The 24,250-nt window shown below is 64.2% G+C and carries 21 protein-coding genes; 11 read left to right on the top strand and 10 right to left on the bottom strand.

Annotated features, from left to right (window positions below; all coding sequences use genetic code 11):
• Positions 1 to 13: 13 nt before the first annotated feature.
• Positions 14 to 796, top strand: coding sequence for a cyclase family protein (locus RX331_RS32485; RefSeq protein WP_317253664.1), 783 nt, complete (start codon positions 14 to 16; stop codon positions 794 to 796).
• A 27-nt stretch (positions 797 to 823) separates the two neighbouring features.
• Positions 824 to 1,981 carry an ABC transporter substrate-binding protein gene (locus RX331_RS32480; protein WP_317253663.1) on the top strand — a complete coding sequence of 386 codons (1,158 nt, stop codon included), beginning with the start codon at positions 824 to 826 and terminating at the stop codon, positions 1,979 to 1,981.
• Between the two features lie 15 nt (positions 1,982 to 1,996).
• Here the strand turns inward: RX331_RS32480 and RX331_RS32475 are convergent, their stop codons facing one another.
• Positions 1,997 to 3,616 carry an AMP-binding protein gene (locus tag RX331_RS32475; RefSeq protein WP_317253662.1) on the bottom strand — a complete coding sequence of 540 codons (1,620 nt, stop codon included), beginning with the start codon at positions 3,614 to 3,616 and terminating at the stop codon, positions 1,997 to 1,999.
• 164 nt (positions 3,617 to 3,780) lie between these two features.
• On the opposite strand from RX331_RS32475, the gene RX331_RS32470 reads away from it, so the two are divergent.
• Positions 3,781 to 5,424 carry an ATP-dependent acyl-CoA ligase gene (locus RX331_RS32470; protein WP_317253661.1) on the top strand — a complete coding sequence of 548 codons (1,644 nt, stop codon included), beginning with the start codon at positions 3,781 to 3,783 and terminating at the stop codon, positions 5,422 to 5,424.
• A 35-nt stretch (positions 5,425 to 5,459) separates the two neighbouring features.
• Entirely contained in the window at positions 5,460 to 5,945 is a 486-nt protein-coding gene (locus tag RX331_RS32465) for a thioesterase family protein (protein ID WP_317253660.1), read from the top strand.
• A 30-nt stretch (positions 5,946 to 5,975) separates the two neighbouring features.
• Here RX331_RS32465 and RX331_RS32460 read toward each other — a convergent pair whose 3' ends face one another.
• From RX331_RS32460 to RX331_RS32440, 5 genes are all read right to left on the bottom strand, one after another.
• Entirely contained in the window at positions 5,976 to 6,761 is a 786-nt protein-coding gene (locus tag RX331_RS32460; protein ID WP_317253659.1) for an ABC transporter ATP-binding protein, read from the bottom strand.
• Positions 6,758 to 7,531 carry an ABC transporter permease gene (locus RX331_RS32455; RefSeq protein WP_317258290.1) on the bottom strand — a complete coding sequence of 258 codons (774 nt, stop codon included), beginning with the start codon at positions 7,529 to 7,531 and terminating at the stop codon, positions 6,758 to 6,760. The genes RX331_RS32460 and RX331_RS32455 overlap by 4 nt, the downstream gene beginning before the upstream one ends.
• An 81-nt stretch (positions 7,532 to 7,612) precedes the next feature.
• The gene (locus RX331_RS32450; RefSeq protein WP_317253658.1) at positions 7,613 to 8,557 is read right to left on the bottom strand and encodes an ABC transporter substrate-binding protein; all 945 of its coding nucleotides are present in this window, start codon (positions 8,555 to 8,557) and stop codon (positions 7,613 to 7,615) included.
• 105 nt (positions 8,558 to 8,662) lie between these two features.
• Positions 8,663 to 9,406, bottom strand: a complete 744-nt coding sequence (hutC, locus tag RX331_RS32445) for a histidine utilization repressor (RefSeq protein ID WP_317253657.1) — start codon at positions 9,404 to 9,406, stop codon at positions 8,663 to 8,665.
• The gene (locus RX331_RS32440; protein ID WP_317253656.1) at positions 9,403 to 10,761 is read right to left on the bottom strand and encodes a formimidoylglutamate deiminase; all 1,359 of its coding nucleotides are present in this window, start codon (positions 10,759 to 10,761) and stop codon (positions 9,403 to 9,405) included. Before RX331_RS32440 ends, hutC begins: the two co-directional genes overlap by 4 nt.
• Positions 10,762 to 10,849: 88 nt before the next feature.
• Here RX331_RS32440 and hutI point away from each other — a divergent pair, with 88 nt between their 5' ends.
• From hutI to RX331_RS32420, 4 genes are all read left to right on the top strand, one after another.
• Positions 10,850 to 12,064, top strand: a complete 1,215-nt coding sequence (gene hutI, locus RX331_RS32435) for an imidazolonepropionase (RefSeq protein WP_317253655.1) — start codon at positions 10,850 to 10,852, stop codon at positions 12,062 to 12,064.
• Positions 12,061 to 13,638: a histidine ammonia-lyase gene (hutH, locus tag RX331_RS32430; RefSeq protein ID WP_317253654.1), complete on the top strand. Its 1,578-nt coding sequence runs from the start codon at positions 12,061 to 12,063 to the stop codon at positions 13,636 to 13,638. Before hutI ends, hutH begins: the two co-directional genes overlap by 4 nt.
• Complete coding sequence (gene hutU, locus RX331_RS32425; RefSeq protein WP_317253653.1) at positions 13,635 to 15,305, top strand: urocanate hydratase; 1,671 nt, start codon at positions 13,635 to 13,637, stop codon at positions 15,303 to 15,305. Before hutH ends, hutU begins: the two co-directional genes overlap by 4 nt.
• A gap of 68 nt (positions 15,306 to 15,373) precedes the next feature.
• The gene (locus RX331_RS32420; RefSeq protein WP_317253652.1) at positions 15,374 to 16,657 is read left to right on the top strand and encodes a cystathionine gamma-synthase family protein; all 1,284 of its coding nucleotides are present in this window, start codon (positions 15,374 to 15,376) and stop codon (positions 16,655 to 16,657) included.
• A gap of 39 nt (positions 16,658 to 16,696) precedes the next feature.
• Here RX331_RS32420 and RX331_RS32415 read toward each other — a convergent pair whose 3' ends face one another.
• The 3 genes from RX331_RS32415 to RX331_RS32405 are packed head-to-tail and all read right to left on the bottom strand — an operon-like array spanning position 16,697 to position 19,618.
• A complete protein-coding gene (locus RX331_RS32415) occupies positions 16,697 to 17,695 on the bottom strand; it encodes an SIS domain-containing protein (RefSeq protein ID WP_317258289.1) in 999 nt (332 codons plus the stop codon).
• Positions 17,696 to 17,706: 11 nt separating this feature from the next.
• On the bottom strand, positions 17,707 to 18,675 hold the full coding sequence (locus RX331_RS32410) for an N-acetylmuramic acid 6-phosphate etherase (RefSeq protein WP_317253651.1): 969 nt from the start codon (positions 18,673 to 18,675) through the stop codon (positions 17,707 to 17,709).
• A 19-nt stretch (positions 18,676 to 18,694) separates the two neighbouring features.
• On the bottom strand, positions 18,695 to 19,618 hold the full coding sequence (locus tag RX331_RS32405; RefSeq protein WP_317253650.1) for a BadF/BadG/BcrA/BcrD ATPase family protein: 924 nt from the start codon (positions 19,616 to 19,618) through the stop codon (positions 18,695 to 18,697).
• A gap of 121 nt (positions 19,619 to 19,739) precedes the next feature.
• Between RX331_RS32405 and nagA the strand changes: the two genes are divergently transcribed.
• Together nagA and RX331_RS32395 are read left to right on the top strand one after the other, a co-directional pair.
• A complete protein-coding gene (gene nagA / locus RX331_RS32400; protein ID WP_317253649.1) occupies positions 19,740 to 20,921 on the top strand; it encodes an N-acetylglucosamine-6-phosphate deacetylase in 1,182 nt (393 codons plus the stop codon).
• On the top strand, positions 20,922 to 22,124 hold the full coding sequence (locus tag RX331_RS32395; protein ID WP_317253648.1) for an aspartate kinase: 1,203 nt from the start codon (positions 20,922 to 20,924) through the stop codon (positions 22,122 to 22,124).
• 20 nt (positions 22,125 to 22,144) lie between these two features.
• Here RX331_RS32395 and RX331_RS32390 read toward each other — a convergent pair whose 3' ends face one another.
• Positions 22,145 to 23,284, bottom strand: a complete 1,140-nt coding sequence (locus tag RX331_RS32390) for an acyl-CoA dehydrogenase family protein (RefSeq protein ID WP_317253647.1) — start codon at positions 23,282 to 23,284, stop codon at positions 22,145 to 22,147.
• Positions 23,285 to 23,365: 81 nt separating this feature from the next.
• On the opposite strand from RX331_RS32390, the gene RX331_RS32385 reads away from it, so the two are divergent.
• Positions 23,366 to 24,235, top strand: a complete 870-nt coding sequence (locus RX331_RS32385) for a FadR/GntR family transcriptional regulator (protein WP_317253646.1) — start codon at positions 23,366 to 23,368, stop codon at positions 24,233 to 24,235.
• Positions 24,236 to 24,250: the final 15 nt, after the last annotated feature.

Here is a 24,250-nt window from a genome sequence, read left to right as displayed (position 1 = left end):
CAGGAGAAGCGCAATGGACAGCAACAGTCTCATGCAGTTTGCCGGCGCAGTTGCATCCGGCGCCGTACGCGTCGTCGATCTGACATTCACGCTGAGCCCGGACTTTCCGGTCATCGTGCTGCCGCCGGAATTTGGCCAGGCTGCGCCGGTGCGTATCCAGCAGATTTCGCGTTACGACGCATCCGGCCCCGCCTGGTACTGGAACAACCTGACCTTCGGCGAGCACACTGGCACGCATTTCGACGCGCCGATCCACTGGTTCACCGGCAAGGACCTGCCGAACAATGCCGTCGATACGCTCCCTGCGCGCGACATGATCGCGCCAGCCTGCGTGATCGATTGCTCGGCCCAGGCGGCGCAGGACCCGGATTTCCTGTTGACGATCCCGGTTGTCGAGGAATGGGAAAGTCGCCACGGCCGGATTCCAGAACGTCACTGGGTGCTGCTGCGCACCGACTGGTCGAAAAAGGGCTGGCGCGACTATGCCAATTTGAAGGACGACGGCGCGCACACACCGGGGCCGAACGCCGCCGTGATGCGCTGGCTGGTCGAGGAACGCGGCGTGATCGGCTTCGGCACAGAGACGATCGGGACCGATGCCGGCCAGGCGGGCCATCTCGATCCGCCCTATCCGGCGCATCATTTCCTGCACGGTGGCGGCCGCTACGGCCTGCAGTGCCTGTGCAACCTCGATCAGCTGCCGCCGACCGGCGCGGTGATCGTGGCCGCGCCGCTCAAAATCCAGAACGGCTCCGGCAGTCCGCTGCGCGTGCTTGCGCTGGTGCCGGTGGCTTAGCTTGTTTCGCTTACATTGAGGGGCGTCATGAAAAAGAAAAAGACTCTGTTGATTAGCGCCGCGCTCCTGCTCGGCGTGATGGCGCCGGCGCATGGCGAAATCCTCGTCGGTTTCGTCACCGGCCTGAGTGGGCCGGTGTCCTCGATCGGCGTGCCGAACGCCAAGGGTCTGGCGGCGGGCCAGGCCTATGTCGGCGAAATCGATGGCGAGAAAATCCGCGTCATCCAGCTCGATGACGGTTCCGACCCGGCGGCCTCGACGCGCAACGCACGCAAGCTGGTCGAACAGGAGAAGGTCGACTTCCTGATCGGCACATCGGGCGCGCCGCAGACGCTGGCGATGGCGACCGCAGCGATCGAGATGAAGGTCCCGATGGTGGCGGTCTCGCCGATCGCACCGGTTGCGGCCGGCGAGGGCGGGCCGTGGGTGGTGCAGACGCCGCAGCCGACGCCGCTGCTCGTGCAGGGCATCGTCGATCACATGAAGAGCCGCAACGTGAAGACGGTGGCGTTCATCGGCTTCTCCGACGCTTTTGGGGACCTGATGTACAACTCGCTGCTGCAAAGCGCCGACCCTGCCGGCATCAAGGTGATCGCCAACGAACGCTATGCGCGTTCCGACAATTCGGTGACCGCGCAGGTGCTGCGCGCGATCTCCGCGCGTCCCGATGCGATCATGCTGGGCGGGACCGGAACGCCAGGCGCGCTGCCGGTGATCGCGCTGGCCGAGCGCGGTTACAAGGGCCCGCTCTACGGCAATCACGGCATGATCAGCGCAGATTTCCTGCGGCTCGCCGGCAAATCCGCCGAGGGCATCATCTGCCCGACCGGACCGGTGACCGCAGCCGAGCAACTTCCCGAGGACAATCCGATCCGCAAGGTCGCGCTGGCGTTTCGCGCCGCCTATGAGAAGGCCAATGGCGAGCCGCCGGCCGACGCGTTCTCGCCCTACGCCTTCGATGGCTGGCTGGTATTCACAGACGCCGCCAAGCGCGCCAAGGCATCGGGCGCGGCGCCGGGAACGCCGGCGTTCCGGACCGCGCTGCGCGAAGCCCTGTTCACGACCAAGGAAGTCGTCGGCACGCACGGCATCTACTCCTATACGCCGGCCGATCGTCATGGCGTCGACAGCCGCGCCCGTATTTTGGTCCAGATCGAAAACGGCAAATACAAGCTGCTGCCCTGAAATGGCAGCCGCCGCTCAGCCGTGACGCAGCTTGGCCTTCAGCGCACGCATGTCGATCGCGCGTTTGTCGGCGACGGAAGCGGCTGCGAGCGTCTTGATCTCGCCGCGCGCGAGCTTGCGCGTTGAAGACAGCGGCAGCTCGTCGACGATGGCGATATAGCCGGGCACCTTGTGATAGGCGAGGCGTTCGGCGCAGATCTTGACGATCGAGGCCGCGAGCACGGCGGCGTCTTCGACCTCCTTGTTCGGCACGATGAAGGCGAATACCTCTTCGCCGCGGATCTCGTCCGGCACGGGCGTCACGGCGCAGCCGCCGATCCGCGTATCCATGTAAAGCGCGCTTTCGACCTCGAGCACACCGATATTCTCGCCGCTGCGGCGAACGATAGTCTTCTTGCGGTCGAAGAAATAAAGCAGCCCGTCTTCGTCGGCGAAAACGAGATCGCCGGTGTGGAACCAGCCGTCCTGCCACGCCGCTTCGGTGGCTTCCTCGTCCTTCAAATAGCCGCTGAAGAATCCGGCGCGCTTGTCGTTACCTTTGGCGCGGACCAGCAATTCGCCGGGTTTTCCAACCGCGACATCGGCGCCCTGATCGTCGACGAGGCGATATTCCATTCCATCAGATGGCCGGCCGACGCAGCGCGCGCCGAAACCCGCCGGCTCGCGCGCGGTGGTCGTGGCCGCCGCGCCGCCGGTCTCGGTCATCGCCCAGGCCTCGACGATCGGGATGCGGTAGCGCTCCTCGAAGGTGGCGCGGTGGCGGACGTCGACGCCGGGCGCAAAGGCGAAGCGCACGCGATGCTGTCGCTCGACTTCCGTGACAGGCAGTTGGAGCAGAATGGCGGGAATGACGCCGAGGCAATGCACGACGGTGGCGCCGCTATCGGCCACGCACTGCCACCAGCGGTTGGCGTGGAAGCGGTCCAGCGGAACCACGGCGCCGCCGAGCACCATCATGCCGACCGCGCTGCAGCCGAGCGCGTTCATGTGAAACATCGGCAGCGGTGTCAGGTTGATCTCGCGGTCCGTCCGCAATTCGGCGACGCCGCCTTGCGCGAGGTACCAGTCGGCGACCCCAAGGAAATACCGGTTCGAGAGCATGCAGCCCTTTGGCTTGCCGGTACTGCCCGACGTGAACAGCAGCGCGCATTCATCGTTGAACTCGGGGCTTTGCGCGACAACTTTGGTCTGGCATGGCGGGATGCAGCTATCGGTATCGATCAGGCGGACGCGCCCCAGCACGGCATCCCTGGTCACATGCATGCGATCGGCCGTCGCCACCAATAGGTCGGCCTGCGACAGCTCGAGCTGAAACGACAATTCGTCGGGGCGGACGTCGGGGTTGATCGGAACGATCGAAACGCCGAGCGCATTGAGCGCCAGCCAATGCAGGAAGAAGACCGGGCGGTTTTCCAGTAGCAGGGCCACCCGCGCGCCGCGTCCGTAGCCCGCGGCCGCGTATTCGCCGCGAAGCCGGTCGACTTCGGCCTTGAACGCCCCGTAGGCAATGGTGAATCCCTCCGGCGCGTAAGCAAGCTGGGCACTGGCAGGGGCGAGCAGGAACGGCGCATCCGGCCGTCGTTCGGCGGTGGCCGCAAAGGCATCGGACGGCGAACGATAGGGAATGTCGTTCATTGCGGACACAGCTCCTGTTGATGCCTCCCGCCGCAGGCGATCGGCCGGAACCTCACGCAGCTCTTGCTGCGGCGGCAGCTTTCGTGAAATACTTTAAGCCTAAACTATCTTGCGGGCCAATAGCCAACTATGCAAGCCGGCCCGGCGAAGCGGCGGAGGTGCGCGTGCGGGCAGATCAGGGCAGGACGTCGATGCAGCGGCCCCGCCAGCCGGTCTGGGCGCAGGCGATCGAGCGCTTCGCGCCGGCGGAGCGAACGCTTCCCAACATCCTGACGCGCCAAGCCGCGCAGTACCGCGACCGCACGCTGTTCGTCTTCGGCGAGACATGCTGGAGCTACGACGAGACGGCCTCCATTGCCGCCGCTTCGGCCGCCCGCTTGATGCAGGCGGGAATTCGCACCGGCGACCGCGTCGCCCTGATGTGCTCGAACCGGCCGGAATTTCTGGAAATCTATCTCGGTTGCGCCTGGATGGGCGCCGTGACCGTGCCGATCAATACGGCGCTGCGCGGCATTCAGCTCAGCCACATCCTGCGCAACTCGACGCCGAAACTGCTGGTGATCGAACAGGGCTTCATTCCGGCGATCGAAACACTGGAACGCGACTTCGCGCTGCCGGACATCGTGTGGACCATCGGCGAGGGCGCCGCGCCAGCGATGGCGCAGGTGTCGATCTTGCCGCTGCCTGCACTCGGAGAGAAAGCCGATCCCGTGCCGGTGCAGCCGGACGACACGGTCGCGATCCTCTATACATCCGGCACCACGGGTCCTTCGAAGGGGGTGTGCTGTCCGCAGGCGCAGATGTTCTGGTGGGGTATCTATTCGGCGCGCGCGCTTGGAATCGTCGAAGGCGATGTGCTGTTCACGACGCTCCCGCTATTTCACACCAACGCGCTGAACGCGTTCTATCAGGCGCTGCTGAACGGCTGTACCTACGTGCTCGAGCCGAAATTCTCCGCCTCCGGCTACTGGGCGGCGGCGCGCCGGCATCAGGCGACGATCGGCTATCTCCTTGGCGCGATGGCTGTGATGCTGCTGGGGCAGCCAAAATCCGCCGATGACACCGCGCATTTCATGCGGGTCGCGCTCGGCGGCGGCGTCCCCGGTCAGTTTCATGGCCCGTTTCTCGAACGCTTCGGTGTGCCGCTGCTGGACGGCTACGGCTCGACTGAAACGAATTTCGTGTTCGCCAGCACGATCCCGTCCGAACGTCCCGGCACCATGGGCCATCTGGTCGAGGGCATGGAGGCACGCATCGTCGGGCTCGACGACGGGCCTCTTCCTGATGGTGAGGCCGGCGAGCTCCTGCTGCGAGCGCGCGAGCCGCTCGCATTTTCGACCGGCTATTTCGAGATGCCTGACAAGACCACTGAAGCCTGGCGAAACCAGTGGTTTCACACCGGCGACCTTGTCGTGCGCGATGCTGATGGCCACTATCGCTTTGTCGACCGGATGAAGGATTCGATCCGGCGGCGCGGCGAGAACGTTTCATCCTGGGAGGTGGAGCAGGTGCTCCTGCAGCATCCGGCCATTGCCGCCTGCGCGGTCTATCCGCTGCCGTCGGAACTCGGCGAGGATGAGGTGGCCGCCGCCGTGCAGCTCGAAGCCGGCCATGCGCTCGGCGCGATCGAGATCATTGGGCATTGCGAGGGAAAGATGGCTCATTTCGCGGTGCCGCGCTATGTCCGGATCGTCACTGAAATGCCGCTGACCGAGAACGGCAAGATCAAAAAGGTCGCGCTGCGCGAGGCCGGAAAGACCTCTGACATCTGGGACCGCGATGCCGCTGGCTACAAGCTGCGCCATTAACCCGCTTTAGGTCTAAACCAGGATGAGTCTTGTGCATGGCCCGCTTTGAGCCTCTGACGCTATCCGATCTCCCGAGCTCGATCTGGCGCACGCGCTTGCCGGTGCGCTTCGGCTCGTGCGATCCGGCCGGAATCGTGTACACGCCGGAATATCTCAACCTGTTCAACGGCGTCATCGAGGATTGGTACGGCGAGGCGCTGGGACTTCCGTATTACGAACTGGTCAGGACGCGGCGGACCGGCCTTGGTTACGCGCATGTCTCGGCGGATTTCGCCAAGCCCAGCAGCATGGGGGATGTTCTCGACGTTGCGCTGATCGTGCGCGGGATCGGGCGCGCCTCGGTGACGCTCACAGTCCACGCGTTCAAGGATGGCATCGAATGCGTGCGCGCCACTTTCGTGACCGTGACGACGTCGCTGGTGAATCACAAGTCGATCGCGTTGCCTGACGACATGCGCCTCGCCCTGAAGCATTATCAGGCGAGGAGCACGTCAGCCGGCCTTGCTCCTCAACAAGCCTGAAGGTGAGCGACCATCGCCCCCCCACGGCCCTCAGCCGTGAACGGCGACCTTCAATGCCTCGGCGCGGATTTCCTCGACGAGCCGTTCTTTCAAGCTGACGAATTCGGGCGTGGTCTTGATCTTATAGGATCGCGGATGCGGCAGATCGACTGGGATTTCGGCCTTGATGCATCCCGGACGGGCACTCATCACGATGACTCGGCTGCCGAGGAAGATGGCTTCCTCGATGTCGTGGGTGACGAACAGCACGGTCTTCTGGTCGCGCTCCCAGATCCCGAGCAGCATTTCCTGCATCAATGCGCGGGTTTGATTGTCCAGTGCGCCGAACGGTTCGTCGAGCAACAGGATTTTTGGATCGTTGGCGAGGGCACGCGCGATGGCCGTGCGCTGCTGCATGCCGCCGGACAGCTGCTTCGGCCAGTGATTCTCAAATCCGCTCAGGCCAACCCGATGGATGAATCCGTCGGCAATCTTGCCGCGCTCCGTCTCGGAGATGCCCCGTTCGCGCAGGCCGAACGCGATGTTTTCACGCACGGTCAGCCATGGGAATAGCGTGTAGGACTGAAACACCATGCCGCGATCCGCGCCAGGTCCGGTCACCTCGGCCCCATCGACGATGACGCGGCCGCTGGTCGGGCGATCGAGCCCGGCGATGATGCGCAGCAGCGTGGACTTTCCGCAGCCGGAGGGGCCGAGGATGGTGACGAAATCATTGTTGCCGATGCTGAGATTGGTCGGCTCCAGGGCCCGCGTCGGCGCATGGCCCTGCCGCGCGGGAAAGGTGCGGGATACCTGATCGATCTTCAGCAACGTCATGCTAATTTCCACGGAAACAGCCAGGCATTGAACGCCTTGAACAGGAAGTCCGATACCAGCCCGATCAGCCCGATGACGATGATGCCGAAGATGATCTGGCCGGTGTTGAGCAGCGCCTGGCTGTCGGTGATCATGTGGCCGATGCCCGACGATGAGCCGATCAGTTCGGCGACGATGACATAGGTCCACGCCCAACCGAGCACGAGCCGAAGGATTTCCGCGATGTCAGGGGCGGAGGAGGGCAGCAGCACGCGACCGATGATGCCGCGATCGCTGGCGCCGAGCGTATAGGCTGCCTCGACGAGGTCGCGCCGCGTGCTGCCGACGCTCACCGCGATCATCAGGATGATCTGGAACACCGAGCCGATAAAGATAACGAGAAGCTTCTGCAGCTCGCCAATGCCCGCCCACAGGATCAATAGCGGGATGAAGGCCGAGGCGGGCAGATAACGCGCGAACGAGACGAACGGCTCCAGGAAGGCTTCGATCGGCTTGTAAGCCCCCATCAGAACCCCCAGCGGTACCGCGATGATCGCCGCCAGCACGAAGCCGCCGACAACCCGCCAGATCGTCATGCCGATGTCGAACAGAAAACCGTGCTTGGTCAGGAGCTCCCAGCCCTCCTGCAGCATGGTCAGCGGATTGGCGAGAAACGTTTTCGAAACGTGCCCGCCGAAGGTGGCCCATGCCCACAAGGCAACGAACAGCACAAAGAACGCGAAGCCATAGACGGCGCGCTGCTTCGATGTCACGGGGTCGAGGGGACGTATCAAGGGAGAACTCCTCAAAGTGCCGCTTGCGGCAGGTCCCGCCGCCTCATGGGAAGCGGGACTACCGCGGCGGCGACAGGCTTACTTGATGAAGTTTGTGTCGACGAGATCGTCGATCTTCGGAACCGATTTGATGATGCCGATCTCGAGCAGGAGGTCCGCGGCATCCTTGGTGAACGCCTGCCACTCGCCGGCGAAGAACTTCTGGTTCGCGGCCTTGTCCTGCCAGCGCAGATATTTGGCCGAATTGCCGAACTGCTCGCCGGATTGCTTCACATCGGCGCCCATGATCTCATAGGATTTGGCCTGATCCTTTTCGATCATGGCGACGGCCTCGAAATAGCTGTCGGCCAGCGCCTTCGCGGCTTTCGGGTTTTCGCTCAGGAACTTCGGCGTGCAGCCGAACGTATCCATGATCATCGGATAATCGAGGGTGGTGGCGATGATCTTGCCCTTGTCCGGCGCGGCGCGCACCGTCGACAGATAAGGCTCGTAGGTCATGGCTGCATCGTTCTGGCCGGACACAAAGGCCTGCGCCGCCGCGGCCGGCTCCAGGTTCACGACCGTGACGTCCTTGACCGAGAGCCCGTTCTTCTTGAGCATCCAGGCCAGGGTGAAATAAGGCGCCGTGCCGGGTGCGGACGCGGCGACGGTCTTGCCCTTCAGATCCTTGATCGCCGCAATGTCATTGCGCGTCACCATGCCGTCGGCGCCGTAGCTCTTGTCGAGCTGGAAGATCTGCTTGGTCGCAACGCCGTTGGCATTCCAGGAAATCCAGGTTTCGACCGTGGTCGCCGCGCACTGGATGTCGCCGGAGGCGATGGCGAGGTGGCGGTCCTTCTGCGGAATCTTCTTGAGGGTCACATCAAGCCCGTTCTTCTTGAAGATGCCGGCCTGGCTTGCGAGCGTCAGCGGCGCGAATCCGGTCCAGCCCGAGATACCGATGCCGACCTTCACATCCTGCGCGAGCGCTGGTGCGGACACCAGAAGCGCGGCGGTTGCGACAAATATTTTGAGATTACGCATGGCTATATCCTCTTGGCTGTTTCATGGATTGCTGTTCGTCGTTTTCAAACCTGCAGGCGACGTTGCATAAATTGTGCCGTCTTCATCCCTATCGTTATCCTTTCCCTAACCGCCCTTGAAGCGGGCCACGAGTTTGTGGGATTCGCCGGGATAGACGAGGCGTACGGCGGTCAGCGTCCGTGCGCTGCGCCAGGTGTGCCGGTCGATCACGAGGCAGGGGGCGCCGATCGCAATATCAAGGGCCGTTGCGGTCTGCTCGTCGGCCGCAATCGCGCTGATCGAATGTTCGGCCTCCGTCCACGGGATATGGTGGAGCAGCCAGGTGCCTGGCGGCTCGACCGCGAAATCCGCCGTGGCGGCTTCCGGCACCGCGTCGAGATCGATCAGTCGATCCTCGATCGCGAATGGCACGCCATCGGCGCTGTGGCGGCATGAGATCGCGATCACCTTGCCGGTTTTCCGTATGCCGAGACGGGCACGGTCGGCGGCGTTGGCCGCCCGCCGCGCGCGCCGGATCAACTGATAGCCATAGCTACGGCCGAGCGCAGTGATCTCGGCGCGGATATCGGGGATCGTCAAAACCGCTGACAGGAATTGGGGACGGCGCACAAACGTGCCGGCGCGCCGGCGCCGCTCGATCAGATCAGCCTGCGCCAGCTCCGACAGCGCCTTGTTCACCGTCATTCGCGAGCAGCCATAGCGCGCCATCAGCTGGTGCTCGAACGGGATGCGGTGACCCGGCGGCCATTCGCCGGTCAGGATTCGGCGCTCGATGTCGAGCCTGATCTGCTTGTACAGCGTCGGCTTGTCGGCCGCCTGGAATTTGTCGCGATCGATCGAGAGGCTCATGTCACGAGCCTTTGCACGGCTTTGTTGAATGCCTCGCGCGCCTGCTGGCGAAGCCGGTGGCATCCGCCCTCGACGACTTTATCCCCGCCCGCCCACACACACGCGACGGCATCCGAGCCCGTTGCAAACATCCAGCCGTCGAGAACGGCGTCGCCGCGCCGCCCGGCGAGCGAGGGATGCGTGGTGTCGAGCGTCACGATATCGGCGCGCGCGCCCGGCTGGAGGCCGACGATCGGCTGCGCGAGCGCTTGGGCGCCGCCCGCCAGCGCAGCATCGAACAGCGTGCGGCCGGTCGAGATGCCGGGACCGCCCGACAGAACATTGCGCTCCCGGTGTCTCAAACGCTGGCCATATTCGAGTTGACGCAGTTCGTCGGCGACGCCGACCAGGACATTGGAGTCGGTGCCGATGCCGAACCGGCCGCCGGCTGCAAGGAATTCGCGCGCCGGGAAAATCCCATCGCCGAGGCTCGCTTCGGTCACCGGGCAGAGGCCGGCGACGGCGCCGCTTCGCGCCAGTGTTTCGACTTCTGATGCGACCGTCTGGGTCGCATGGATCAGGCACCATCGCTGATCGACCGGCGCATGCTCAAGCAGCCACTCCACCGGCCGGCGGCCCGACCACGTGATGCATTCCTCGACTTCCTTGACCTGCTCGGCGGCGTGGATATGCACCGGCCCGCCCTCGGCCAGCGGCAGGATGGCTGACAGTTCGTCCGGCGTCACCGCGCGCAGGCTGTGCGGCGCGATGCCGATAGTGGCGCCAGGTAGATGGCGTATCGCCATCCGCGTGGCATCGATCAGCCTGGCAAACTGGTCGACCGAGCAGATGAACCGGCGCTGGCCGGCATGCGGAGTGGCTCCGCCAAACGAGCCGTGCGCGTAGAAACTCGGCAGCATCGTCAGCCCGATACCAGTGACATCGGCGGACCGCGCAATGCGCGTCGCCATCTCGGCGGGATTGGCGTAGGGCGCGCCGTCGTGATCGTGGTGTAGATAGTGGAATTCCCCGACGCGGGTAAAACCCTGCTCGAGCATCTCGGTATAGAGCAGCGTCGCGACCGCTTCGGTATCGTCCGGCGTCATCTCCAGCGCAAAGCGATACATCGTCTCGCGCCACGTCCAGAACGTATCCGCAGAATTGCCGCGCGTTTCGGCGAGCCCGGCCATGCCGCGCTGGAACGCGTGGCTGTGCAGGCTCGTTATCCCGGGGATTGCGAGTTCGTGACGTTCGTCCTGGGGGCCAGGAGCCACGCCGGCCGTAACCTTGGTGATGATCTGATCCGTCACCTCCACCTGCACGTCATCCGCCCACCCCGAGGGGAGCAGTGCTGATGCGAAATGCAGCGTCGACATGGTTCAAAACCGTCTGGACAGAACACGCGGCCGATTTTATGTATAGACATATAGAGACGTCAAGCTCCTGCCGCCTAAGGAGAGATCCATGGCCGAGCGCTTCGATCGAATCTGGCTCAACGCCCGGCTCGCCACGGTTCGGGAAGGCCTGCCCGGGCTCGGCGAGGTCGAGGACGGCCTGATCGCTGCGCGCGGCGGCCGCATCGTTTTCGCAGGCAGCCGGTCCGACTTCCCGTCGGATGCCGATGCCGCCGAGCGGATCGATTGCGAAGGACGCTGGATCACGCCCGGACTGGTGGATTGCCACACCCATCTGGTGTTTGGCGGAAACCGCGCACACGAGTTTGAGCTGAGGCTGCAGGGCGCCAGCTATGAAGAGATCGCGCGTGCGGGCGGCGGTATCGTCTCGACGGTCGCGGCGACCCGCGCCGCCAGTGAATCTGATCTCGTCGCCGGCGCACTGCCAAGGTTAGAGGCCCTGATCAGCGAGGGCGTGACGACGCTGGAGATCAAATCCGGCTATGGGCTCAACGCTGAAACAGAGATGCGCCAGCTTTCGGCGGCGCGTGCGCTTGCGAACAACCGGCCGGTCACCATCCGGACATCGTTCCTTGGCGCGCATGCGCTGCCGCCGGAAGCCGGTGGCGACAAGGACCGATATATCGATTTGGTTTGCCGCGAAATGTTGCCAGCGGTGGCGCGGGCCGGCCTCGCCGATGCCGTCGACGCCTTCATGGAAGGTATCGCCTTCTCCGGCGAGCAGACGGCGCGGGTGTTCCGTGCGGCGAAGGCGCTTGGACTGCCGGTCAAATTGCACGCGGACCAATTATCGAACCTCGGCGGCGCCGCGCTTGCCGCCGAATTCTCAGCCTTGTCCGCCGATCATCTCGAGCATACGGACGAGGCCGGCGTTGCGGCGATGGCGCGGGCCGGCACGGTCGCGGTGCTGCTGCCGGGCGCGTTCTATTTCATCCGCGAGACGATCAAGCCGCCGGTCGAACTGTTCCGCGCCCACGGCGTGAAGATGGCGCTGGCGACCGATTGCAATCCCGGCAGCTCGCCGCTGACATCGCTTTTGCTGGCCATGAACATGGGCGCAACCCTGTTCCGGATGACCGTCGCCGAATGCCTCGCCGGCGTGACGCGGGAAGGCGCGCGTGCGCTTGGCGTTCTCGCCGAGAGCGGCACGCTCGCGGCCGGCAAGTGGTGCGATCTTGCGATCTGGGATATCGAGCGGCCCGCCGAGCTCGTCTACCGCATCGGTTTCAATCCACTGCACCGCCGGGTGTGGAGAGGCCAATGAACGACGGGCGCGCTTCCATCGTCGTCTCGCCTGGAAGGGTCAGCCTCGACGATCTGCGGCACGTGCTCGCCGGTGCGTCCGTGACGCTCGATCCGTCATTCTGGCCGCGCGTCGAGGCGGCGTCCGTCATCGTTGCCGAAGCGGCGCGCTCCGCCGTTCCGGCTTACGGCATCAACACGGGCTTTGGAAAACTGGCGTCGCGGCGCATTGCCTCGGATCAAACGGCGCTGCTGCAACGAAATCTCATCGTCTCGCATTGTTGCGGGGTAGGGCCGCCCACGCCCGAGCCGATCGTTGGCCTGATGATGGCGCTCAAGATCGTCTCGCTTGGGCGCGGTGCCTCGGGCGTGCGGCGCGAGATCATCGAGCAATTGCAATCGATGCTGGCGCGCCGCGTTTATCCGCTGGTGCCGCAGCAGGGTTCGGTCGGGGCATCGGGCGATCTGGCGCCGTTGGCGCATATGACCGCGGTCATGATCGGGGAGGGACAGGCGCTGGTCGATGGTAAGATCGTGCCGGGCCATGAGGCGCTGGCCTCCGCCAATCTCGCGCCGATCACGCTCGGGCCGAAGGAAGGCCTTGCCCTGATCAACGGTACGCAGTTTTCGACAGCCTATGCCATTTCCGCCCTGCTCCGCGCCCATGGCCTCGCCTGTGCGGCGCTGGTGACGGGCGCGCTATCGGTCGATGCGGCAATGGCCTCGACGGCGCCGTTTCGCCCAGAGATTCAGCAGTTGCGCGGACATGCCGGACAAATCGCCGCCGGCGCCACCCTGACGGCGCTGCTGGATGGCAGCGACATCCGCATGTCCCATCTCGAAGGCGACGAGCGTGTGCAGGATCCCTATTGCCTGCGTTGCCAGCCGCAGGTCGCAGGCGCAGCGCTCGACATTTTGACGCAGGCGGCCCGCACGTTGACGATCGAGGCCAACGCCGTCACCGATAATCCGCTGGTCTTGGTAGACACCCGCGAGATCGTCTCGGGCGGAAATTTTCACGCCGAGCCGGTCGCATTCGCTGCCGATCAGATTGCGCTGGCGCTGTCCGAGATCGGCGCAATCAGCGAGCGCCGCATCGCGACACTGGTCGATCCCGCGCTGAACTTCGGCCTGCCGCCGTTCCTCACGCCTGATCCCGGCATCAATTCCGGCTTCATGATTGCCGAGGTGACGGCTGCCGCGCTGTTTGCCGAGAACAAGCAGCGCGCCGCGGCTTGTTCGATCGATTCGACGCCGACCAGTGCCAACCAGGAAGATCATGTGTCGATGGCCGCGCATGCGGCGCGCCGGCTGTCCGATATGGCGGATAATCTCGCCAGCATTCTGGGCATTGAGCTGTTGGTGGCGGCGCAAGGCATCGGCCTGCGCGCTCCGCATACGACAAGTCCCGCGCTTGCCGCGGTCATCGCCGTGCTGCGGGAGCAGGTGCCAGCGCTGGGTAACGACCGCTACATGGCCGAAGATATCAAGAAGGCAGCCGCCCTGGTCGAGGCCGCCGCCTTGCCCGCCGCCGCGATATCGGTGCTCGCGAATAACCCGTTTCCAAACCTTGCCGAGAGAGGTCATCTGTCATGAACCGCCGACTGGACAACGAACGCACGATCCGGGCCCCTCGTGGCTCTGAGATCAGCGCCAAAAGTTGGCTGACGGAAGCGCCTCTTCGCATGCTGATGAACAATCTCGATCCTGACGTTGCAGAGCGGCCGAGCGAACTCGTCGTCTACGGCGGTATAGGCCGTGCCGCCCGCGACTGGGAAAGTTTTGATCGCATCGTCGCCGCGCTGCGCAAGCTCGATGGCGACCAGACGCTGGTCGTTCAGTCGGGCAAGCCGGTCGGCATTTTCCGCACCCATGCCGATGCGCCGCGGGTGCTGATCGCAAATTCGAACATCGTGCCGCACTGGGCGACGCTCGATCACTTCAACGAACTCGACAGGCAGGGCTTGATGATGTTCGGCCAGATGACGGCCGGATCGTGGATCTACATCGGCAGCCAGGGCATCGTGCAGGGGACCTACGAAACCTTTGTCGAGGTCGGGCGGCGTCATTACGGCGGCAATCTCGCGGGCAAGTGGATCCTGACCGCGGGTCTCGGCGGCATGGGCGGCGCGCAGCCGCTCGCCGCGACGATGGCCGGCGCGTCGATGCTGGCAATCGAGTGCCAGCCGAGCCGGATCGAGATGCGGCTGCGCACGGGTTATCTCGACCGGCAGGCGGCGACGCTCGATGAAGCGCTCGCGCTCATGGCGGAGGCGGCGCAGAGCAAAACGCCGGTTTCCGTCGGCCTGCTCGGCAATGCCGCCGATATCTTCCCCGAACTGGTGCGCCGCGGCGTCAGGCCCGACATCGTCACCGACCAGACCAGCGCGCACGATCCGATCAACGGCTATCTGCCGAAGGGATGGTCGCTCGCGGAATGGGAGGCCCGGCGTGCGGCCGATCCGAAGGCGGTCGAAGTCGCGGCCAAGACCTCGATGGTCGGCCATGTCCAGGCCATGCTGGATTTCCACGCCCAGGGCATTCCAACCCTCGACTACGGCAACAACATCCGCCAGATGGCAAAGGACATGGGTCTGAAGAATGCGTTCGATTTCCCCGGCTTCGTCCCCGCCTATATCCGGCCGCTGTTCTGCCGCGGCGTCGGCCCGTTCCGCTGGGCGGCGCTGTCAGGCGATCCCGAAGATATTTTCCGTACCGATGTCAAGGTGAAGGAGCTGATGCCGGACGACAAGCATCTTCACAACTGGCTCGACATGGCGAAGGCGCGGATCAAGTTCCAGGGATTGCCGGCGCGGATTTGCTGGGTTGGTCTTGGCGATCGCCACCGGCTGGGCATGGCCTTCAACGAAATGGTGGCGCGCGGCGAGCTGAAGGCGCCGATCGTGATCGGCCGCGATCATCTCGACAGCGGCTCGGTGGCAAGTCCGAATCGGGAAACCGAGGCGATGCGCGATGGCTCGGACGCCGTATCCGACTGGCCGCTGCTCAACGCGCTGCTCAACTGCGCCAGCGGCGCCACCTGGGTCTCGCTGCATCATGGCGGCGGCGTCGGCATCGGTTATTCGCAGCATGCGGGCATGGTGATCGTCGCCGACGGAACCGAGGCAGCCGCGCGCCGCCTCGAGCGCGTGCTGTGGAACGATCCGGCGAGCGGGGTGATGCGCCATGCCGACGCGGGCTACGAATCTGCGATAGACTGCGCCCGCGCCAATGGGCTCGATCTGCCCAGTCTGGCGCTCTAGCGCACCGGAAGATTCCATGCCGCCGTGTGCGCCGGGCTCGATGTTCCCTCAAGACAGCGAGAGAGGCCATGGTCAAACCGTTTCCGTCGAAGACCCACATCGGTAATCACACGCTGCATCCCGAAACGCTGATGCTGAACTACGGCTACGATCCGCAATTGTCGGAGGGCGCCGTCAAGCCGCCGGTGTTTTTGACCTCGACCTTCGTCTTCAGGACCGCAGAGGATGGCAAGGACTTCTTCGATTACGTGGCCGGCCGGCGCGAGCCGCCTGAGGGAATGGGCGCTGGCCTCGTCTATTCTCGGTTCAATCATCCGAACAGCGAGATCGTCGAAGACCGCCTGGCCGTCTACGAGCGCGCGGAATCCTGCGCGCTGTTCTCGTCCGGCATGTCGGCGATTGCGACCACGATCCTGGCCTTCGCGCGGCCGGGCGACGTCATCCTGCATTCGCAGCCGCTCTATGGCGGGACGGAAACGCTGCTGGCGAAGACGCTGGCTGACTTCTCGATCCGTGCGGTGGGCTTCGCCGATGGCATCGACGAGGATGCGGTCGAGCAGGCGGCGGACGAGGCCATGCAAAAGGGCCGGGTGGCGATGATTCTGATCGAAACCCCGGCGAATCCGACCAACGGCCTCGTCGACATCGCGATGGTCCGCCGCATCGCCGACAACATCGGCGAGGCGCAGGACCACACGCCGATCGTCGCATGCGACAACACGCTGCTCGGACCAGTGTTCCAGCGGCCGATCGAACACGGCGCGGACATTTCATTGTACTCGCTGACCAAATATGTCGGCGGCCATTCCGATCTGATCGCCGGCGCCGCGCTCGGCTCCAAAGCCCTGCTGAAAGATATCAAGGCGCTGCGCGGCGCCATCGGCACCCAGCTCGATCCGCACTCCTGCTGGATGCTTGGCCGCTCCCTCGAGACGCTGAGCCTGCGCATGGAAAAGGCCGACCAGAATGCCCGCCTGGTGGCGGATTATCTGCGCGACCATGCCAAGGTGGAGCGGGTTCATTATCTTGCGCACCATGACGAAGCCTCGGCTGCCGGCCGCCTGTTCGCCAGACAATGCCTGGGCGCCGGTTCCACGTTTTCGTTCGACATCGTCGGTGGCCAGGCGGCGGCGTCGCGATTCCTGAACGCGCTGCAGATCTTCAAGCTGGCGGTGAGCCTCGGCGGCACGGAGTCGCTCGCCAGCCTGCCGGCCAGCATGACCCACTCCGGCGTTCCCGTTGAAATCCGCCGCAAGATCGGCGTCCTCGATTCCACGATCCGCCTGTCGATCGGCATCGAACATCCGTCCGACCTCATCGCTGATATCGCGCAGGCCTTGAACGAGGCATAACGGCGGCGTGCAAATCACCGTTCTCAGATCAGCTCGCCGTCAATACGTCTCGGTAATCTTGCTCAGGCGAGGGGGACGATCCGGGTCAAACCCGCAGGCGCGCGCGGTCTGCTCAATGATCCGATAGGCCGGAACCAGCATGGTGATCGGGTCGGTGGAGGGGTCATCTTCCGCCAACCAGGGCAACGATCCCTGCGGTCCGCCGCATAGATGCAGCGCGATCTTTTGCCTGCGCAATTCTTCCGCCAAGGCGTCCACCATAACAGCCGTTTCATCCATCAGGCGCATCATGATGACAGGCGTGCGCGATGATAGCGCCGCCCGCGGCCCATGCTGCAGCTCGGCGGCGCTCAGGCCAATCGACGGCAGGCGCAGGATTTCCGAAAGCTTGAGCGCGATCTCCCGCGCCGAGCCGAGGCCGAGGCCCCGCGCTGCCACGAACACGGCCGACGCCTTGGCGAGGTCATCTGATATCTCGGACCAGTCGAGCGCCACCGCGCGGTGCAGGCGCGCGGGCAGTCGGTCGAGTGCCGACTGCAGCGCACGATCTCCCGCCAGCTCGGCAACGAGTGCGGCGCCCGCAGCCATCGAACCGATCACGGTCTTGGTCGCCGCGACGGAGTGCTCTTGGCCGGCTTCCATCGGAACGACGAACTCCGCTTCGTCAGCCACCGGCGATGACGTCGCGTTGACGATGGCGACGGTGCGGGCGCCCGCGGCGCGCGCCGACCTGGTTGCCGCGACAAGATCCGGGCTGCGCCCGGATTGCGAGATCACGATGAACAGCGCATGACGCAGAAGTAAGGGCGTGCGAAATGCCGTGATCACCGAAGGCGCGCTGGCCGAAACCGGAAGGCGAAGCCGCGTCTCCACAAGATATCTCAAGTAAACCCCGGCATGCCCGGAGCTTCCCCGGCCGCACACGACGCACAGGGGGGCCGAACCGATCCCAATTCGCTGTGCGATGTCGCGCGTGGCGGGCCGGTTACGAAAGATTTTGGCGACAACCTCCGCACTTTCCGCGATTTCGCTCGCCATTGCGGATGTCGTCACGACTCCATCGCTCCGCCCTGCTTGCGTCCCGCCGCTTCCTTGGAATGCCGCTCACGATGCAAATCGCGATCCGAATCACGATCCCTGGCGAGCTCGGCAAATATTCGGCGAAGGTTGCCGTCGCCCTCCTTCAGAATGGTCTCGACATCAGCCCGGTCTAGTCCCAATGCCAGAAGAACTGCTGTCTTGACGTCTCCCTCGGCCTGTTCGAGCGAGCGTGCCGCGTGCGACGGATTACATTGCGCGATCTGCGCCACCATGGCCTCGGCACGCCGCTTCAGCTTGGCATTGGTCGGCTGCATGTTCACCATCATGCCACGATACACCCGGCCAAGGCGCAGCATGATCCCTGAGGAGATCAGGTTGAGTACGACCTTCTGCGCGGTGCCGGCCTTCATCCGCGTGGAGCCGGCGATCAGCTCGCGGCCGGTCTCGATCAGAATGGGAAACTTTGCCGAGGCAAGCAGTGCGGTGCCGGGATTGTTGGCGACACCGATCGTCACTGCACCGAAGGAGCCTGCCTGCTGCAGCGCCGCCACCGTGAATGGCGTTGTGCCGCTGGCGGCAACGGCGATCACGACGTCCTGTTGTGTGAGCTGTGCGGCGTTGATCTGCGCGATCGCATCTTCGACATCGTCCTCCGCACCCTCGATGCTGGTGACGAAGGCGCTGTCGCCGCCGGCGACAACGAAGTGGACGCGCGCTTTGGGCCAGGCGAAGGTCGGCGTCAGCTCCGCGCCGTCCTGGACGGCTACGCGGGCCGAGGTGCCGGCGCCGACATACACAATGCGGCCTCGCTCGCCGAGCGCCGCCCTGGCCGCTTCGGTCGCTGCGGTGATCGCCGGAAGGGCATGGCCGATCGCCGCCACTGCCGCAAGCTGGCCCTCCCACATGGCTTCCATCGCCGATGAGAGCGACCATGCGTCAAGGTCGGCAAAACGGGGGTCGACGTCCTCGGTGGCCATGTTGTTGATCCAAGCGCCCTCAAACGCGGAACTTCGAAGCCTGTTCATGGTCGGTTTCTCTCTTCGGCAGGGCAAGCCGGCCTCGCGCCACCAATAGCGCGCCGGCCGCCGCATCGGCGTCAGGGCGCCTCAGGCGGGCGCGCAGGTCAGGCGTCAGCCAGGGTGTGATGGCATCCGCGAGCCCGCCCACCACCGAGAGCCGCTCGATCCCTCGCGCCAGGAACAGATCCAGCAGATCGCCAATGGCATCGGCCGCGCGTTCGACGATGCGCCGGCCGACCGGATCGCCCTGATTGGCATGCCGCATCACGATCGGCGCGAATGCAGCATAGTCTCTGGCCCGGGCCTCTTCAGACCACGCCACCGCCTGATACGGATCTTGATCGAATGCGCCCAGCACCTCTGAAAGCAACGGGGTCAGCTCGCTGCGGCGATCCGCGGCGCGCAGCGCCAGTCGAACGACTTGCAGGCCGATGTCGGCGCCGCTGCCTTCGTCCGACACGGGGAAGCCGTAACCGGCGAGACGGATTTCGCGGCCGTCGATCAGGCCGATCCCCACAGAGCCGGTGCCGGCCACCACGATGGCCCCATCCGCGCCACTATGGGCGCCAAGACAGGCCGCCAGGCCGTCGCTGATGAAGACCACGGACGCGAAGGGATGCGCGATCTTGTTGAGCGCGGTTTCCGCGCCCCGGCGACCAATACCGGCAAGGCCAATTCCGGCCTGCATCCGCGCGAAATCCTCGCGCGTCAGTCCGGCGAGTGCGGCCGCCGCTTCGGTCGCCTCCATGATGGACCGCCAAGCCTTTTCGAGGCCAATCCGCGTCGTGGCAGGCCCCGAGCTTGCTTCACCGAGCACCCTGCCGTTTTCATCCTCGATCCGGGCGCGGCAACTGGTTCCGCCGCCATCAATGCCGAGATACGTGGTACCTTTTGTTCTCATGGAAAGTTAACGCGAGGGTTTCGCTTCGGGTCCTTCCAACCCCTTTGGTGTACATATGAAGTTCTATGCGGGAGAGGACTCGCCTCACGAGTCCGTGACCGCCATTTCCGGATGAACACTGATGGACCACGCTCCGTCTTCTGCATCGCTCATCATTGCCGCGCAGCACATCTTCGATGGTATCGAGATGCGCGGGCCGGGGACGGTCAGGATCTCGCGGGGGCGGATTGAAAGCATCGGTTATGGCGAGGCGGAGCCGCGCGATGCAATCCACCTTCCCGCAGAGACGATCCTTGCACCCGGATTTATCGACATCCAGGTGAACGGAGGTGGCGGCGTTCTTCTCAACGACCAGCCGACAGAGGCCGGCGTTCGACGCATCGTTGAGGCGCATCGCAAGGCGGGCACCACGGGCTGCTTGCCGACCCTCATCACCGATCGCAGCGAGGTTCTAGAGCGGTTGGCGGCAATTGCAGAGAATTGTCTGATTCCCGGCGTGCTCGGCTTTCATCTGGAAGGACCGGCCCTCAACAGATCTCGCAAGGGTATTCATCCGGAAGCCGAGATACGCGCTCCCAATCGGCGCGATCTTGCGGCGATCAAAAGTTTTGCAGGCTGCGGCCGCTCCATCGTGACCCTGGCCCCGGAATGCGTGCCTGCGTCGATGATCGATGAATTGCGCGGCGCCGGGTTGCGTATCGCGGCCGGCCACAGCGACGCTACCGCGGCCGAAATCGGGCGGGCGGTCGATCGCGGTGTTTCCGGGGTGACGCATCTGTTCAATGCCATGTCGCAGTTGACTGCAAGGGAGCCGGGTCTGGTCGGCGCCGCGCTTGATGACGACCGGCTGTTTGCAGGCATCATCTGCGACGGCATCCATGTTGACCGCGGCGCTTTGCGTATTGCCTTCCGCTGCAAGGGGCGCGATCGATTGATGCTGGTCACCGATGCCATGCCATTGGTGGGCACGAATGACCGGCAATTCATGCTGCAAGGAAGGCAGATCACGTTGCACGAAAACCGCCTGACAGGTCCGGATGGCACGCTGGCGGGAGCCCATCTCACAATGATCGAAGCGGTGCGCAACGCCGTTGCGCTGCTCGGAATCCCCCTTGTCGATGCCCTCATCATGGCCTCGCGGACGCCAGCAGCATTTTTGGGCCTTGAGTCCGAGCTCGGACGGATCGCGCCAGGATACCGCGCGGACCTTGTCGCTTTCACTCCGAACTTTGAAGTCGCCGGCACATGGATGGGTGGTGTCGGCTCGGTTGGCGAGGCGAACCTGGTTTCTCACCGAGGCTAGATGCGCAACCATCCCATCATCGTGCAAAAATATGGCGGCGTCTGTCTTGAGACGCCGGAGAAGATTCGTGCCGTTGCGCGCAGTCTCGCCGACCTGCATGGCCGCGGTTATCGTGTCGTGGCGATCGTCTCCGCCATGGGCAAGACCACCGATCAACTGATCCAGATGGCTTATCAGGTAAGCCCTAGTCCCAACCGCCGCGAACTCGACATGCTGCTGACGACCGGTGAGCGCATCAGCATGTCGCTGATGAGCATGGCGCTTTCCGATCTCGGCGTGCCGGCGATCAGCTTCACCGGCAGCCAGGCTGGCGTGATGACTGACGGCTCCCACTCCGCCGCACGCATTCTGGATGTACGGCCGATGCGCGTGCGCGAGGAACTTGATCGTGGGCGTGTTGTAGTGCTGGCAGGATTTCAGGGCGTGAACCCCGTGACCAGGGAAATCACCACGCTCGGCCGGGGCGGCAGCGACACCACAGCGGTTGCGATGGCCGCAGCGCTGAAAGCCGAGCGCTGTGAAATCATCAAGGAAGTCGACGGAATCTGTTCGGCCGATCCGCGCATCGTGCCGAATGCAACACCCCTGCGGCGCGTGGACTTCGCATCGCTGTCGGAGATGTGCTTCTGGGGGGCAAAGGTTCTGCATTTTCGCAGCGTCGAACTGGCGCAAAGTCAGGATGTGCGTCTGGTTCTCAAGCAGTGGGGCGGCGTCAAACGCAGCACGCTCGTGATGAAAGAGGTTGCTGGCATGGAAAACGGAAAGGTTCTGGCCGTCAACTCGATGGCGCGCATCGAGCATGTGGAAATCGATTGCGTGGATCTCAATGACGGTTTCGAGAAGTTCGCGCAGCATCTCAAGCAAAACAGCCTGTCCTGGCCGCAGCTCCTGGCATCACAATTCACCGCTGGAAAAACCAGCATGACCGTGGCCTGCGATGCGGAGTGGCTAGACGCCCTGCTGCGCACGCTGGAGCACGCCAAGGATCTGCGCAAGCAGGGCGAGGCTTCAAGCTCGGTCAGTCTCACCTGTTTCGGCGGAATCTCATCGGAATTGCCGTTCAGGGCGTTGCAGGTTCTTGGCGAGCACGGAATTGTCCCCGACAAATACGTGCTATCGCCGCATTCGGTCAGTCTGTTTGTCGCTGCGGAGAAGCGGGAGGCTGCGGTCAAGGCGCTGCATTCGCTCGTCGAGCAGGGATAGGCGGCGCTCAAGACCGCACGCTAACGAAGCAATTCGCGGGCGATGACGACCCGCTGGATCTGGTTCGTGCCCTCAAAGATCTGCGTCAGCTTCGCATCGCGCATCATGCGTTCGACGGGATAATCCATGGTGTAGCCATATCCGCCGAAGATCTGCACCGCATCCGTCGTGACCTTCATGGCCATGTCGCTACCCACACACTTGGCCATGCTGGCAAGAACGTTGAGACGCTTCCAGTCACCCGCGTCGCCGGCGCGCGCGCACTCGTATACCAGCGCGCGTGCGGCCTCGATTTGCATGGCCATGTCCGCGAGCATGAACTGCACGCCCTGGAATTCCGAGATCGATTTCTTGAACTGCTTGCGCTCTTTCGCGTAGGCGACGCAGGCGTCGAGTGCGCCCTGAGCCAGTCCGACGGACTGCGCTCCGATCGTTGGCCGATTGAGATCGAGTGCGCGCATCGAGGCTCGAAAGCCCTTGCCTTCTTCCCCAACCAGATTTTCCTGCGGAACGCGCACATTATCGAAGAAGATCGGCGTATTCGGCGCGCCCCGGAAACCCATCTTGCGCTCGTGACGTCCGAAAGAAATGCCTGCCATCTTCTTCGGCTCGACAATGAACGCGCTGATGCCATCCGCGCCTGAACCGTCGCTTGTCCGGGCCATCACCACGATATAGTCGGCGACCGCTCCGTAGCTGCACCATTGCTTCCGGCCGTCGAGCACGTAGCAATCGCCATCCTTCCGGGCGCGGGTCGCGATCGCGGTGACGTCTGAGCCGGCCTGCGGCTCGGAGATCGCAATGGCCGTGACGACGCCGCCCTTGGCGATGATCGGCAGGTACTTTCTTCGCTGTTCCTCCGAACCGAAATGGAGGAGCGGCATGATGAACATGGTGTTCAGACAGGCGATCGACGCACAGGCCGGCGATATCCTGGAGATTTCCTCGCGCGCGATGCAGGCCATTGTGAGATTACCGTTCGGGCCGCCATACTGCTCCGGCACCCAAAGTTGCATCAGGCCCATCTCGCCGAACAGCTTCACGAGCTCGGTCGGAAAGCGGTCGGTCTCGTCGATTTCGGCCGCGATGGGCGCCACATGCTTGTCGGCCATCCTGCGGACGGTGTCGCGGAATGCGAGCTGCTCCTCGGAAAAACTCATGGACCTCTTGCGAACCTTTTGACGGGAGGCCCCCAAAAAGGGGCTTCCATTGAATGGGTGATCCATTTAATAATCCACCGTATGAGCACCAAGTCAAGCCTTCGCGCCGCTGCGCGGTCACGCAATTTCTCGTCCGCCAGGCCGAAGCGTCCCGCCGATCAGCGGGCGGCGGCAAGCCCGGCGCCGGTCCCCCGGTTCCGCCCGATCCACACCAGGCGGGCCTTCGAGGAAATCTGCGAGCGCATCCGCGAGCAGCTCGCGCTCGGGCTGCTCAAGCCGGGTGACAAGCTGCCGCCGGAGCGCGATCTCGCCCAGCAGCTCGGCGTGAGCCGGAATGTCCTGAGGGAGGCGCTGCGCAGCCTCGAGATGGCCGGTGTGCTTCGATTGCTGAAGGGCGTCAAAGGCGGCGCCTTCATCCAGGAAGGCGATACCAGCCGCATGAACGACGTCATGCGGGACATGCTGAGCCTCGGTACGATTTCCGTTCGCGAGTTGTCCGAGGCCCGTGTCCATGTCCTCGACCTCGTCGTGGGTCTTGCGTGTGACAACGCGCGTCAGTCCGATCTGGACGCGCTGGAGGCCAACATCCAGCGAACGGAACTTGCGACGAAGGAGGGGAGGCTGCTCGACCGGGTCGAGTGCTCTCGGGAATTCTACAAGCTGCTCGCGGCTTCGACCGGAAACAAGGTCATCGCGATGATCATGGATTCGGTGACGGAAATTCACATGCGCTTTGTCTACGCCAAGGTGGCATCGAGCGGCGTTGCAATGAGCCGGCTGGCCGAGAGGCGGCGTCAACTGCTCTCGGCAATCGCCAGCGGAAACGCGGCATCGGCGCGCCGGTTGATGCGGACGCATCTCGAAGCTGTGCAGCGGATGCTCGAGCAGGATCCCGGCGCCATGTCGCTGCATGTCGCGCTGGCCGAGATCCAGCCGGGCATGCGGCGTTAGGGAGCGAAAACCAGA

It is taken from the genome of Bradyrhizobium sp. BWA-3-5, assembly GCF_032917985.1.
Taxonomy (GTDB): domain Bacteria; phylum Pseudomonadota; class Alphaproteobacteria; order Rhizobiales; family Xanthobacteraceae; genus Bradyrhizobium.
The sequence above is the reverse complement of the archived record's forward strand: the minus strand, read 5'-3'. Positions and strand labels throughout refer to the sequence as shown.

Excerpts from the sequence above, each read along its gene's own strand:
- RX331_RS32485 (WP_317253664.1), top strand. The coding sequence starts at position 14 with ATGGACAGCAACAGTCTCATGCAGTTTGCCGGCGCAGTTGCATCCGGC.
- RX331_RS32480 (WP_317253663.1), top strand. The coding sequence starts at position 824 with ATGAAAAAGAAAAAGACTCTGTTGATTAGCGCCGCGCTCCTGCTCGGC.
- RX331_RS32475 (WP_317253662.1), bottom strand. The coding sequence starts at position 3,616 with ATGAACGACATTCCCTATCGTTCGCCGTCCGATGCCTTTGCGGCCACC.
- RX331_RS32465 (WP_317253660.1), top strand. The coding sequence starts at position 5,460 with ATGGCCCGCTTTGAGCCTCTGACGCTATCCGATCTCCCGAGCTCGATC.
- RX331_RS32460 (WP_317253659.1), bottom strand. The coding sequence starts at position 6,761 with ATGACGTTGCTGAAGATCGATCAGGTATCCCGCACCTTTCCCGCGCGG.
- RX331_RS32450 (WP_317253658.1), bottom strand. The coding sequence starts at position 8,557 with ATGCGTAATCTCAAAATATTTGTCGCAACCGCCGCGCTTCTGGTGTCC.
- hutC (WP_317253657.1), bottom strand. The coding sequence starts at position 9,406 with ATGAGCCTCTCGATCGATCGCGACAAATTCCAGGCGGCCGACAAGCCG.
- RX331_RS32440 (WP_317253656.1), bottom strand. The coding sequence starts at position 10,761 with ATGTCGACGCTGCATTTCGCATCAGCACTGCTCCCCTCGGGGTGGGCG.
- hutI (WP_317253655.1), top strand. The coding sequence starts at position 10,850 with ATGGCCGAGCGCTTCGATCGAATCTGGCTCAACGCCCGGCTCGCCACG.
- hutH (WP_317253654.1), top strand. The coding sequence starts at position 12,061 with ATGAACGACGGGCGCGCTTCCATCGTCGTCTCGCCTGGAAGGGTCAGC.
- hutU (WP_317253653.1), top strand. The coding sequence starts at position 13,635 with ATGAACCGCCGACTGGACAACGAACGCACGATCCGGGCCCCTCGTGGC.
- RX331_RS32420 (WP_317253652.1), top strand. The coding sequence starts at position 15,374 with ATGGTCAAACCGTTTCCGTCGAAGACCCACATCGGTAATCACACGCTG.
- RX331_RS32415 (WP_317258289.1), bottom strand. The coding sequence starts at position 17,695 with ATGGCGAGCGAAATCGCGGAAAGTGCGGAGGTTGTCGCCAAAATCTTT.
- RX331_RS32410 (WP_317253651.1), bottom strand. The coding sequence starts at position 18,675 with ATGGCCACCGAGGACGTCGACCCCCGTTTTGCCGACCTTGACGCATGG.
- RX331_RS32405 (WP_317253650.1), bottom strand. The coding sequence starts at position 19,618 with ATGAGAACAAAAGGTACCACGTATCTCGGCATTGATGGCGGCGGAACC.
- nagA (WP_317253649.1), top strand. The coding sequence starts at position 19,740 with ATGGACCACGCTCCGTCTTCTGCATCGCTCATCATTGCCGCGCAGCAC.
- RX331_RS32395 (WP_317253648.1), top strand. The coding sequence starts at position 20,922 with ATGCGCAACCATCCCATCATCGTGCAAAAATATGGCGGCGTCTGTCTT.
- RX331_RS32390 (WP_317253647.1), bottom strand. The coding sequence starts at position 23,284 with ATGAGTTTTTCCGAGGAGCAGCTCGCATTCCGCGACACCGTCCGCAGG.
- RX331_RS32385 (WP_317253646.1), top strand. The coding sequence starts at position 23,366 with ATGAGCACCAAGTCAAGCCTTCGCGCCGCTGCGCGGTCACGCAATTTC.